The 12,219-nt window shown below is 41.4% G+C and carries 14 protein-coding genes and 1 riboswitch; of the genes, 10 read left to right on the top strand and 4 right to left on the bottom strand.

Features of this window, described 5'->3' with window-relative positions; genetic code table 11:
• Positions 1-10 precede the first annotated feature (10 nt).
• A riboswitch (FMN riboswitch) is annotated at positions 11-158 on the bottom strand.
• Between the two features lie 385 nt (positions 159-543).
• The 3 genes from ACRPI0_RS15170 to ACRPI0_RS15160 form a co-directional block, all read right to left on the bottom strand.
• Positions 544-873, bottom strand: coding sequence for an STAS domain-containing protein (locus tag ACRPI0_RS15170; protein WP_432353593.1), 330 nt, complete (start codon positions 871-873; stop codon positions 544-546).
• On the bottom strand, positions 870-1,268 hold the full coding sequence (locus ACRPI0_RS15165; protein ID WP_432353592.1) for a PAS domain-containing protein: 399 nt from the start codon (positions 1,266-1,268) through the stop codon (positions 870-872). Before ACRPI0_RS15165 ends, ACRPI0_RS15170 begins: the two co-directional genes overlap by 4 nt.
• Positions 1,269-1,392: 124 nt before the next feature.
• Entirely contained in the window at positions 1,393-2,142 is a 750-nt protein-coding gene (locus tag ACRPI0_RS15160) for a GNAT family N-acetyltransferase (RefSeq protein WP_432353591.1), read from the bottom strand.
• 149 nt (positions 2,143-2,291) lie between these two features.
• Between ACRPI0_RS15160 and ACRPI0_RS15155 the strand changes: the two genes are divergently transcribed.
• The 10 genes from ACRPI0_RS15155 (at position 2,292) to bioB (ending at position 11,783) form a co-directional block, all read left to right on the top strand.
• Complete coding sequence (locus ACRPI0_RS15155; RefSeq protein ID WP_432353590.1) at positions 2,292-2,447, top strand: hypothetical protein; 156 nt, start codon at positions 2,292-2,294, stop codon at positions 2,445-2,447.
• A 114-nt stretch (positions 2,448-2,561) separates the two neighbouring features.
• Positions 2,562-2,912 (top strand): rhodanese-like domain-containing protein, encoded by a 351-nt coding sequence (locus ACRPI0_RS15150; protein WP_432353589.1) that lies wholly within the window; start codon positions 2,562-2,564, stop codon positions 2,910-2,912.
• Between the two features lie 281 nt (positions 2,913-3,193).
• Positions 3,194-3,715 (top strand): sigma-70 family RNA polymerase sigma factor, encoded by a 522-nt coding sequence (locus ACRPI0_RS15145; RefSeq protein WP_432353588.1) that lies wholly within the window; start codon positions 3,194-3,196, stop codon positions 3,713-3,715.
• Positions 3,708-4,862, top strand: coding sequence for a hypothetical protein (locus ACRPI0_RS15140; RefSeq protein WP_432353587.1), 1,155 nt, complete (start codon positions 3,708-3,710; stop codon positions 4,860-4,862). Before ACRPI0_RS15145 ends, ACRPI0_RS15140 begins: the two co-directional genes overlap by 8 nt.
• 228 nt (positions 4,863-5,090) lie before the next feature.
• Positions 5,091-6,533, top strand: coding sequence for a protein adenylyltransferase SelO (locus ACRPI0_RS15135; protein WP_432353586.1), 1,443 nt, complete (start codon positions 5,091-5,093; stop codon positions 6,531-6,533).
• Between the two features lie 199 nt (positions 6,534-6,732).
• Positions 6,733-7,938: a multidrug effflux MFS transporter gene (locus ACRPI0_RS15130; protein ID WP_432353585.1), complete on the top strand. Its 1,206-nt coding sequence runs from the start codon at positions 6,733-6,735 to the stop codon at positions 7,936-7,938.
• A 238-nt stretch (positions 7,939-8,176) separates the two neighbouring features.
• A complete protein-coding gene (bioD, locus tag ACRPI0_RS15125) occupies positions 8,177-8,857 on the top strand; it encodes a dethiobiotin synthase (protein WP_432353584.1) in 681 nt (226 codons plus the stop codon).
• Entirely contained in the window at positions 8,847-10,214 is a 1,368-nt protein-coding gene (gene bioA / locus ACRPI0_RS15120) for an adenosylmethionine--8-amino-7-oxononanoate transaminase (RefSeq protein ID WP_432353583.1), read from the top strand. Before bioD ends, bioA begins: the two co-directional genes overlap by 11 nt.
• Positions 10,211-10,819 (top strand): biotin transporter BioY, encoded by a 609-nt coding sequence (locus tag ACRPI0_RS15115; RefSeq protein WP_432353582.1) that lies wholly within the window; start codon positions 10,211-10,213, stop codon positions 10,817-10,819. Before bioA ends, ACRPI0_RS15115 begins: the two co-directional genes overlap by 4 nt.
• The gene (gene bioB, locus ACRPI0_RS15110; protein WP_432353581.1) at positions 10,785-11,783 is read left to right on the top strand and encodes a biotin synthase BioB; all 999 of its coding nucleotides are present in this window, start codon (positions 10,785-10,787) and stop codon (positions 11,781-11,783) included. The genes ACRPI0_RS15115 and bioB overlap by 35 nt, the downstream gene beginning before the upstream one ends.
• Positions 11,784-11,923: 140 nt before the next feature.
• On the opposite strand, the gene ACRPI0_RS15105 is transcribed toward bioB, so the two are convergent.
• Positions 11,924-12,088, bottom strand: coding sequence for a hypothetical protein (locus tag ACRPI0_RS15105; RefSeq protein ID WP_432353580.1), 165 nt, complete (start codon positions 12,086-12,088; stop codon positions 11,924-11,926).
• Positions 12,089-12,219: the final 131 nt, after the last annotated feature.

Below are 12,219 nucleotides of genomic sequence, written 5' to 3'. Positions count from 1 at the left end.
GAAAAACGCACCATTCCTTCTCCCATCCAGACTTTAACTGTCGGCCTTGGAATTTCACCAAATCCACCGTCTACAAAAAATGCAGCCGGGTCACGGACTAAGAGCCACTTGAGCTCATCACCGCCGGTAGGGAATTTCACCCTGCCCCGAAGGAATATTATTCGATTGTCTCAAAGTCTAGCATAGCTATCCATATGCTTGCAACTCGAATGGTGGATTATAAATTTACAAGCCTCTATATTCACCAAAGATGAAATTAGCCGTTGTTAGGTAAATATACAAGCAATTGATAGAACTAAATCTGTCACCTCCAAACTTCCTATAACAGTTATCTTTCTTTAATGAAATATACACTTGATAACAAAAATAATATGGAAGTAATGTGGTCGTATTCAAAAACTACCAGCCGAAGCTAACGTGAAAAACTTCTGGAAACCGATTCGAATTTATAGATTATTAGTTATTTATTTACTAATAAATACACAGGTTTATTTCGCGTATATTTTAATCGGAATGTAAGAAGGTGGGCCATGATTATAAACGTTATTGAATTTTTTCAATAGCTTGTTGTATGCTTGAAAACGTTCTGAGATGCTGATTGGAAACTTGTGAACGTGCAAGTGATTGTGCCGACTTCGGTATAATTCCAGTAACGTATAGCTTAGTGCCCATTAGTTTTAAAACTTCCTGAACAACAAACAAACTTGATAGCGGGGACTCGTGATTCCAATACAAACCTGTAATGTCGATGATAATATGATCTACGGCGTGTTGTTGCACGAATTCACTAAGCTTTTGTGTTAATATGTTGGATTGCTGTGGGCACATTTCTCCAATATGGGAAACGGCGGCTAAGTTTTCCTGAATCATCATAATAGGGAGCAGGTGTTGTTCGATTTCATTCTCTTTATCAAAAAGTTCTCCCGTTGTCTATATTCGACTGAAACATTTGTTTGAGTACCGATAAAGAATAGGCGATCTTCAATTTGTAGCGGTTCTATATGCAAACGATTCCAGAACAGTGAGCCATCTTTTCTATAATTCTTAAGTATCTTTGTAATCGGTTGCTGATTATGGATTGCATCTCTGATCTCTTTGATAGATCTAGGAACCGTATCTTTGCCTTGTGAAAATCGGCAGTTCTTTCCTAGTGTTTCGGAAATTGTATAACCGGTCATAGTTTCGAATGTTTTATTTGCATAGATAATTGGACTGTCTGGCTGAGATGGATCTGTAACAAGTGCAGCAACCCGGCTACCATCTAACATGGCTCTAATAATGTTGTCTGTACAGACTTAGTGAGATCTTTCATACAGTTCACTTCCTGTTCTATGAGTATTTATTGTCCCTTCAGCGTAACTCGTAAACAGGGGTGATTGATAAGACTAATGATTATGCTTTAACTGCTTCATATTGGTATCCAATATACTGATAGTTTTGTCGTAGATACATGTCCTTCGCAGTGTCTTCTCCATCCGCTACAAGAATAACCACTTTTTCAGGAAAGTGCTCCATGACAAAGTTTTGCAAATGGCTGCCTACCCCTTTATGTCGCATATACTCCAACACATGCAGGCCGTCAATTTCAACAGTATGGGACCGAATGATCAAATCCACAGATCCTGCAGGCTCTCCTTCGGAATAGGCCATTACTTGGAGCCAATCTGAGTCTGTAAAATTTCTTCTATGCATTGCTTCTTTTTGCATTGCAAACTCTTTACCGAACTGCTCATCGATGTTTCTCTGCAAGTGGAGGAATGCTTCAAGATTGGACTTAGTGACTGGTTGTATTTTGATAGTTGAAGAGGGAGAGATTTTTGGAAAGTCCTTTGGATGAAGTACATATAATTCTAGAAAACCAAGGTCATAACCAGTATGAGTTAAATAAGCGATTACTTCTTTAGACAACCGCTCGTTTTGAGGGAATGTAAATTTCAGATGATGCTGATTCCTTGCACTATGGTAGAGTCTCATTGCATGTTCTGCTTTTTGGAACTCCGCAACCGAAGGTATCTTTTGGAATGAGATATAATTGCTATCATAATAGAGAGGCATAGTAGGTAAATGATATTGGATATACGTATCGGAAGTTATTACTACAACTCCAGCATTATAAATGTCATCAAATGTAATGTTATTCATAGGTAACCCCTCCTTCAGTTATCCTATCATATATTTTGGTGACTGAATTGACTTTTCGGAATACTGCGCATTACTCGAAAACGAAACCGATTGGAATCTTTATACGTAACATAGTAAGAAATCGATAATGAATCAGGAGGTAGCTAATTATGAATGAAGGCTATTTTGTTGGATGGGGAACGCTCGCGCTAATTAATGCCGTATTGGCACAAGGGAAGAATCGAACAGGTTTGAACTGGTTCTTGCTTTCCCTTTTACTTGGACCACTAGCAACATTCTTTTTAGCACTGTCTGAAAAGAGATAAACCCAAACAGACGCAGATCAAGTTGATCTGCGTTTTTTAATGGACAAATATATTGCTTTTATATACCCGTGTAGGTATATTGGTGTTAATCAATAACAATTGGGGGAGTTAGCAATGGGTTGGATTTTAATCCTATTACTTGTAGCATTTTTAGTGTGGCGTATGAAGCCGGCAAAAGGTATTCGTACGATGTCTGCTACTGAAGTAAAAGCATTAACGAAAGATAAGTCAAAGCAATTTGTAGACGTTCGAACACCTGGAGAATACAAAGGTCGCCATGTCAAAGAGTTTAAAAATATACCCCTCAATGATTTGGGAAAACGTATGGGTGAGCTAGACAAGAATAAAGAAACATACGTGATTTGCCAAAGCGGGATGCGTAGTGTTCGTGCAGCCGGAATGCTGAAAAAAGAAGGATTCACCGAGGTCATCAATGTCAAAGGCGGAATGAGCGCTTGGCAGTAATAGAAGATTCTTGTAAACCCGCCACAAACGGACACGTTTTGTGGTTGGGTTTTCTTTTTGTGCAAATAAGTGTTATATATTGTCGGAATGAGAATTATTTTCGGGGAAATAATCGAAAGTTGGGAATAAATTCATTCCTAGTGTGAAACTTTAGTGCAGACAGACTATTAGCACTGTATTAATTGAGTATTTAACGAGATTGAACTTTTTATAAACGATAGAAGTGAAACCATATCTAGTCGTGTGTTGTCTAACAGATAGAGAGTAGTGGGGGTGACAGATTGGAAAGAAACGAACGTGATAGGTTACTCGCTGAAGTGATGAGTCAATATGGCGATTATTTACTCCGCGTCGTGTACGCTATCGTGAAAGAAAAGACCAAAGCAGAAGATATCATCCAAGAAGTTTTTATTCAATACTACATACACATTGATGAGTTTGAGCATCGTTCGTCAGTAAAAACTTACTTATACCGAATTGCCATGAACAAATGTCACAACCTCTTTAAAAGTTGGCATTACCGTAAACTAGAGTTTTCTCATCAAGTGGGGAAATGGTTACTATCCCTTCAAACTACTGAAGAACAAGTGATTTGCAAGGAATCGGGTAACGAGTTGAAGCAACTGATTGATCGGCTTCCGCTGAAGTATAAAGAGGTGATTTGGTTGCATTACTACGCGGAAATGACGGTATCAGAAGTGGCAGATGTGCTCGAATGCTCCGCTAATACAGTGAAAACTCGATTGGCACGGGGACGACGTCTTTTAAAAGGAATCTTGAAGGAGGAAAACGCTGATGGCTAATAAATTTCACAACCAATTAGACAAAGTGTTACCTGAGCAACTTGTTCTGGAAGATACGGTAAAGCAACGCATACTTCATCAAGCCCAACTACGTCTCGAATCTGAAACCACTCTTAAACGCCCAACTATGAAACCACTTATGACAGCCGCTGCTTTTGTCTTTGTGGCAGGCGTTCTCGTAGTCCCTTATGTACAGCAAGAACAACAGGAGCAAGCGTTCCAAGAAGCCGTATCTAAAGAAACAATTCAAAAAGTTATTGTGCCTAATGTCACATACCCGGATTTAATCAATTCCATCTATGTGGAAGAAAATAATGAAATCATTTATACGGATGGAAGAGGGATATATTCGTATTCTATCGATAATCAGAAAGAAACGGTATTGGTGATGCCTTCTGAGAATATTGAGTTTTCGAGTGTGACATTATCGGCAAATGAAAACTGGGTTATATGGGGAACTAGTGAAATACACATATTAAATAGGATAACCGGTAAGGAGCATGTTCTACTAGAAGACTCTATGAGCGTTCAGTTGATAGGACATCAAATCCTCTATTCTGGATTCTCCGACATGCCGGTGTATTATCTTTATGATTTGGAAACTAACCAAAAAATGAAACTCCACGATGTAAAAGAAAACGACAGCGATTTCACAAATGTCCAGAATGGAAGAGTAGCTGTAGTGGAAGAACTAGGAGGGGGAACTGGCGCATCCGTTCATGTATCTATCTATAATCTAGAGAGTAGAAAGATTTGGCAGACCTATACGGTGCCTTATGAAAGTGTCTCCTATCTTACACTTGGTGACGATCGAATCTACGCTCAATTTTCGTCTAATGGAAGTGATTATGCACTAGGTTACCTTGATTTAGCTACTGGTAAAGTTCATATACTGGATGTCCCTGAAAATAGCGATTATGCAATCTATGACGATTATTTGGCTCTAAGTGTTACAAAAGGAGAAAGCGATACTGTAAAACTATTTCATCTGAAGGAGGACACTGCAGAACCAATCAAGATATTGAACGGTGTCGGAGAACGACTTGTAAATCCGCGTTTTAATGAATTTGGCAAACTGATTGTAAATGGTGAAGGACATAATACGCCACTTTATATAGTGGACACCAAGCAATTGAAAAATAACTAAAAACCAGTGTATCGGACTGAGGAGAGCTGCTCCTCTGTGTTGATACACTGGTTTTTTTCTAATGAACAAGAAGGTCATTCAGGTGTGCAGCAATCGGATTGTGAACTTGATTATTCATTCATATAAGGACTGTGAATATACGATTGTTTCATCAATCGTTTAAACAATTCATATTCCTATCGTTTTTGATTAACCTAAGGGTAGTATACATGTAAAGGGAGTGATCACGTGGATTCAGAAGTAGGATGGAATTTGGATAATAGCTACAGTCGATTACCGGAAGTTTTCTTTGGGGAAGCAACTCCAGCAAAGGCAGTTTCACCAAGGGTAATCTTACTGAATGAAGATCTTGCTGTGTTACTTGGATTGCAAGTTGAGATGCTAAGTCAGGAAGTACTTTCCGGTAATGAACTACCAGAAGGTGCTACGCCAATCGCGCAAGCATATGCTGGTCATCAGTTCGGGTACTTTACGATGCTTGGTGACGGACGAGCTATTCTCTTAGGTGAGCAGTTAACACCGTCATGGAATCGGGTGGACATCGGCTTGAAAGGATCGGGTCCCACAGCCTTTTCACGTGGCGGTGATGGTCTGGCTGCACTTGGTCCCATGTTACGTGAGTATATCATTAGCGAAGCGATGTACGCATTAGGCATACCTACTTCACGTAGTCTTTCCGTTACCTTGACTGGCAATGACGTAATACGCGAAACTATATTGTCTGGAGCGGTGCTAATCCGGACAGCGAGTAGTTATTTACGAGTGGGTACGTTCCAATATGCAGCCGCTCGTCAAGAACCTGAAGATTTGAAGAAGCTGGCGGATTACGCAATAGAGCGGCATTATCCAGAAATTCTATCAGAGGACAATCGATACGAACGGTTTCTCGGGAAAGTCATCGAGCGTCAGGCAGCGTTGATTGCCAAGTGGCAGCTTGTCGGGTTCATTCACGGTGTCATGAACACCGATAATATGACCATTAGTGGAGAAACAATCGACTATGGCCCATGTGCATTTATGGACGTATACGATCCCGCAACTGTGTTCAGTTCCATTGATAAATATGGACGTTATAAATATGGCAATCAGCCAGGAATCGCATCGTGGAATTTAGCAAGACTAGCAGAAACCTTGTTGCCACTGCTTGACGATAGTCAAGAAACAGCTATTCAGATTGCAGAGAAGCAACTCGCTAACTTTGGTCTGAACTTTGAGCGAGAGTGGCTTAACGGGATGCGAGCGAAGCTAGGTTTGTTGGATGAACAATCGGGAGACGAAGCACTTGGGAAAGAGTTGCTCATTCTTATGAAAGAAGCAAAAGCAGACTTCACGAATACTTTCAGAGCATTATCGGATGAGTGTGTAGAGCAACCTAAGTGGTTCAGTGAAGATGCCTTCTGCGAATGGAAGAAGAAGTGGGAGGCACGACGCGAGCAACAGACTGCAACGAATGAAGAGTCTTATGAAGTGATGCGACTTAGCAACCCTTCTGTGATTCCGCGCAACCATCGAGTAGAAGAGGCGATCGAAGCAGCAGAGCACGGTGACTTCGGCGTGTTGTACGAACTTAACCGTGTGCTTGAGTCACCTTATGCATACTCTGCCGAGCAGGCTCCTTATACAGCGCCCACGAATTCGTCCTTACCTTATCGTACGTATTGCGGAACGTAAGCTTATCTAAAAAGTGCGAACGCCTTTGCTGCGTTCGTATTTTTTTGATTGATAGTACTAGATGATCTCATTGAGCGTGGCGGTCCATTCTCCCGACGAACCGCTCTATTAAGCTTGTCATCCGCTCGCTTCAGCACTACATATTACTAACAATATGGTATACTCCACCGTATGATTTCATAGAAAAGGATTTGGGGAAATGACAAAAGTAATTACCATGAAAAAACCACTACCGACGCTATGGCTTGTCGTATTGCTCGGATCACTGACCGCCTTTGGTCCGTTGTCGATGGATATGTATTTGCCTGGACTGCCAGCAGTAGCATCAGATATGAGTGCGTCGACCTCATTAGTCCAATTAAGTTTGACGGCTTGTTTGATTGGACTTGGCACCGGTCAACTTATATTTGGTCCGCTAAGTGATATTTACGGAAGACGTCGGCCACTCGTTCTGACGCTCGTTGTCTATGCCGTTGCTTCGATACTCTGTGCGTTCACAACGTCCATCTGGCCATTTATCATCCTGCGTTTTGTTCAAGGGTTAACAGGTGCTGCAGGTATTGTCATTGCTAGGGCGTGTGCTCGGGATTTGTACAAAGGACACGAACTCACACAATTCATGGCATTACTCTCCATCGTTAATGGAGCTGCTCCCATTCTCGCGCCGATTGCGGGTGGTGCTATTTTAAGTTTTGCTTCATGGCCGGTCGTATTCTTCGTGCTTGGCGGAATCGGATTACTAATGTTTGTTGGTACTGCAGGCTTTTTACCAGATACACTTCCGATTGAAAACCGTGCTGAAAAGGGAATTCTCTCGGTATTTAAGACATTCAGTCGCTTACTCAGAGATCGCGAATTCATGGGAATTGCACTGACTCAAGCATTCGTCATGTCTTCCATGTTCGCTTATATCGCAGGTTCTCCCTTTGTCCTGCAAAACATGTATGGCGTCTCACCACAACAGTTTTCTCTATTCTTCGCGTTGAACGGTATCGGGATCATTGCAGCTGCACAAATCACGGGACGTCTATCCCATAAGATATCGGAATTTAATTTCCTAATGATAGGCGTATGCATTTCATTAACAGGGAGTGTATTGTTGCTGCTTGTCGTTTGGCAGCAAGGACCTTTATTCATTGTGGCAACAGCATTCTTTCTCATAGTTTCCAGTGTTGGAATGGTCTCGACCGCTTCGTTTTCACTCGCGATGCATCGACAAAGTCAGGCTGCTGGGAGTGCGTCTGCATTCCTAGGCTTGTTGCCATTCATAGGAGGAGCAATCGTCTCTCCACTTGTTGGAATCTTAGGCGACCAAACCGCAATGCCACTCGGAATTGTCATTATAAGCTGTAGCTTGATAGCGTTCATGCTCTACGTGGGACTTGTTCGAAAACCATCTAGTTGACGAGCTCCTTGTTAACGCACGGTTCCCTAATCTCATTTCTAAAAAGAGTTCGAATAGAATCGATATGCCAAAATACAAATTTAGCAGACAGTAGGGGGCAACTAGCTCCTTATTAGTCTGCTTTTTTAATTCCATTTTACGAATGATTAAAATTATGATAACCTATTTGTGTTAACCTATATAATATACAGGTTAACACAAATGGAGTTCATTCTGATAGATGAAGAAGGTATTTACGATGCAACATTTTTGGGTAGTTGGGACAGATACGGACGTCGGAAAAACATTTGTGACAACGTTATTCTTGAGAGAACTTCAGCAATCTGGGATGGCTGTCACGCCTTACAAGCCTGTACAAACAGGTCTTGTTGCAGATACAGATAAGGGGCATTACCAGGATACGTCGAGTTATATGGATCACAGTTTGTATTCCTTGAACAATGATTCACTCAATACATATTCATTTCCTGTAGCAGCATCTCCCCATTATGCAGCGGAGTTAGAGGGCCGGCAAATTGACGAAAATCTGTTGTTACAAACAATCGAGCAATTAAAAACAAAATTTGATACTGTGATTTGCGAAGGAGCAGGCGGATTATATGTGCCCCTTCACTCAAACACGACCCGTACATTAATGGATGTGGTGGAACATTCGAAATTACCAGTCGTACTTGTAGCTTCTGCGAAACTAGGAACTATTAATCACACGTTGTTGTCGATTGAAGCGTTAAATACGCGTGGAATCAGTGTGTTAGGAATTGTGTTTAATCAGTTTGAAAATAGTCCGTTAGAACAAAACAACATAGACACAATCCGACGGTTTACAGGTTTACCATCTGTCGTCATTGAGGTAAACCGCACAATCGAGAGCTATACAAATGTACCTGTTCTAGAAAGGTTGTTGACCGATGACGTATGAAAGTCTGCAAAAGCGAGATGTTGACCATATCTGGCACCCGTGTGCACAGATGAAAGATTATGAGACCTTTCCACCGATTATTATAGAAAGTGGGAAGGGAGTCTGGTTAACAGATAAGCAAGGCCACCGATACTTAGACGCTGTGTCTTCTTGGTGGGTCAATTTATTTGGTCATACGAATCCGCGGATTAGCCAGGCTATCGCAGATCAGGCTCAAAAGCTGGAGCATGTGATTTTTGCGAATTTCACACATGAACCCGCGATTCACGTCGCAGAAAAGCTTGTAAAGTTAACGCCAGAAGGACTGGAGAAAGTATTTTTCGCAGACAATGGATCTGCAGCAATTGAAGTTGCACTCAAAATGAGTTTTCAATACCGTGCTCAAACTAGCCGACCAAAGAAAAAACGATTTCTAGCGTTCTCAAATGCGTATCACGGAGAAACGCTCGGAGCACTCTCTATGGGTGGCGTTGGATTATATAACGACGTGTATGCACCATTATTACTTAATGTAGTACACGCACAAGGACCGGATTGCTTCCGTTGTCCATTCGGTGAATCTCCTGAAACGTGTCATGCCGAATGTATTCAAGATACAGAAAAACAATTTAAGGAACACGCGGATACAATTTCTGCCGCCATTATCGAACCGTTGATTCAAGCTGCAGCTGGAATGAAAATGTATCCTCCGATATTTTTGAAAAAACTACGAGATTTGTGCGATGCGTATGATGTACACCTGATTGCTGATGAAGTGGCAGTAGGCTTCGGCAGAACAGGAACACTTTTTGCGTGTGAACAAGCTCAGATCACACCGGACTTTTTATGCTTGTCAAAGGGGATTACGGGCGGTTACTTACCCCTATCTGCAGTGTTAACAACAGAGGATGTGTATCAAGCCTTTTACGATGACTATGGCACTATGAAAGCGTTCTTGCATTCACATAGTTACACAGGAAATCCACTCGCACTCCGTGCAGCACAGGAAGTGCTTGCCATTTTTGAAGATGAACACGTTTTAGAACAATTAGTGCCAAAACAACAGTTATTAAAAGATCTTGCTCATGAGGCATTCGACGACTTACCGTATGTCGGAGAATATCGTCAGACCGGTTTTGTGGGTGCAATTGAATTGGTAGCAAGCCGAGAAACGAAAACTCCTTTTCCGAGTGAGGAACGAATTGGTTATGAAATTTATCAACAAGCTCTAAAAAAAGGACTTCTCATTCGACCACTCGGTAACATCATTTACTTCATGCCACCTTATGTGATTTCTGAAGAAGAAATCGGGTGGATGGTTCAGACGACGAAAGAAGTGATGGAGCAATTCTTCAATAAACGAGGCCAGTTTGTATGAAAAGCAGCAATCCAATAAATTCAATGGCCATTATTGCAGTTTTTGCTTCTCTAACTGCAATTGGTGCTTTCATTAAGATCACGCTACCAGTTGTTCCTTTCACATTACAAATCGTTATTGTGTTTTTGGCAGGAGCGCTACTAGGAAGTACTCGAGGTCTGCAAAGTCAGCTTGTGTATTTGTTTGTGGGACTTGCAGGACTACCAGTTTTTACAAAAGGCGGAGGAATCACGTATCTCCTACAACCTACATTCGGCTACCTAATTGGCTTTGCTGCAGCTGCGTATGTCATCGGGTTCATCATTGAGCGCGTTCCTGTTCCAAAGCGTAAGCATTTCATCGTAGCAAATTTGGTGGGAACACTAGTTATTTATGCAATTGGAGTTCCTTACTTGTATGTCGCACTAAATAGTTGGTTGGATACACCTGCCAACGCGATGCACGTTGTGGTAGCTGGTTTCTTTAGCACGATTGTTATAGACGTTGTCCTAGCGGTAGGTACGGGGGTACTTGCGGCGAGATTATATCCGATCTTGAAAAAATTCATTCACACTAAAAGGGGCGTACAACATGAAATGGAAAGTACTCGCACAAGAAGTCATTGATGGAAAAGAACTTTCAAACGAAGAAGCGTTATCGATTTTAAATACAAATGATGACGATGTCTTAATCTTATTGGATGGAGCTTATGAAATTCGACGTCATTACTTCGGGAAAAAAGTGAAATTGAATATGATTATAAATGCAAAGAGTGGATTCTGTCCGGAAGACTGTGGATATTGCTCGCAATCTTCAAAATCAACAGCTCCAATTGAAAAGTATCCATTCATCTCAAAGGAAGAAATACTAGAAGGGGCAAAACGTGCGTTTGAAAACAACATTGGGACTTATTGCATCGTTGCAAGTGGGCGAGGCCCAACTCGAAAAGACGTCCGAGTGGTTAGTGAAGCTGTTGAGGAAATTAAAGAAAAGTATGGGTTAACGGTATGTGCTTGTTTAGGGATTTTAAAAGAAGAACAAGCAGAACAATTAAAGACTGCCGGTGTCGATCGATATAACCATAACTTGAATACTTCAGAACGCCATCATGATTTCATCACAACTTCGCATACGTATAAGGATCGTGTGGACACCGTTGAAATTGCTAAGAAATACGGAATCTCTCCATGCTCTGGTGCCATAATCGGGATGAAAGAGACTAAGGAGGATGTGGTCGATATCACACGCGCCCTTCGTCGCTTAGATGCCGATTCTATTCCTGTAAATTTCTTGCATGCAATTGACGGTACAAAGTTAGAAGGAACAAACGAATTGGATCCACGCTACTGCTTAAAAGTATTGGCACTCTTCCGCTACATGAATCCAACGAAGGAAATTCGTATATCAGGTGGTCGTGAAGTCAACCTACGATCACTTCAACCAATGGGGATGTATGCAGCAAATAGTATATTTGTCGGGGATTATTTAACAACAGGTGGTCAAGAAGATAATTCTGACTTCCGTATGTTAGAGGATCTTGGTTTCGAAATTGAACTTACAAAAAAACAAGCGCTGATGGCACACTCATAAAACACAAAAACCAGCTTCTAATCGACATCTTTAACTGTCGGGAGCTGGTTTTTTAGCGAAATCCCCACAATACGTGAAACGGTAGAGGAGGTATATGGATCGGATACGTTAGTTTCCATAAATAAAGAGACTTGAAAGTATTACATAGGTGGAGTCGTGTCATAATTCAAAAGGCTGAGGGCTTCTTCTATCAGGCGGATGTCAGTGAGGATCGTTGATTTTAATTGAGTTGGCGCAAGTTGATATTCTTCGCTGAGGTGATGTAACTCACGAACCATCACATAACTTTCGCATTCTGTCTGCATATTTTGTCCCTCCTCTTAAGTAATTTTACCCGGTGGAAGCAAGGTATAAACTAAATTACACGAATTCAAGAGAAAATTCTGTAACAATTGTTACAAAGCGATGTCGTGAACTTAGACAGAACTCGTATAAA

Origin of the sequence: Sporosarcina sp. A2, from assembly GCF_050858885.1 — a bacterium.
Lineage (GTDB): Bacteria > Bacillota > Bacilli > Bacillales_A > Planococcaceae > Sporosarcina.
The sequence above is the reverse complement of the archived record's forward strand: the minus strand, read 5'-3'. Positions and strand labels throughout refer to the sequence as shown.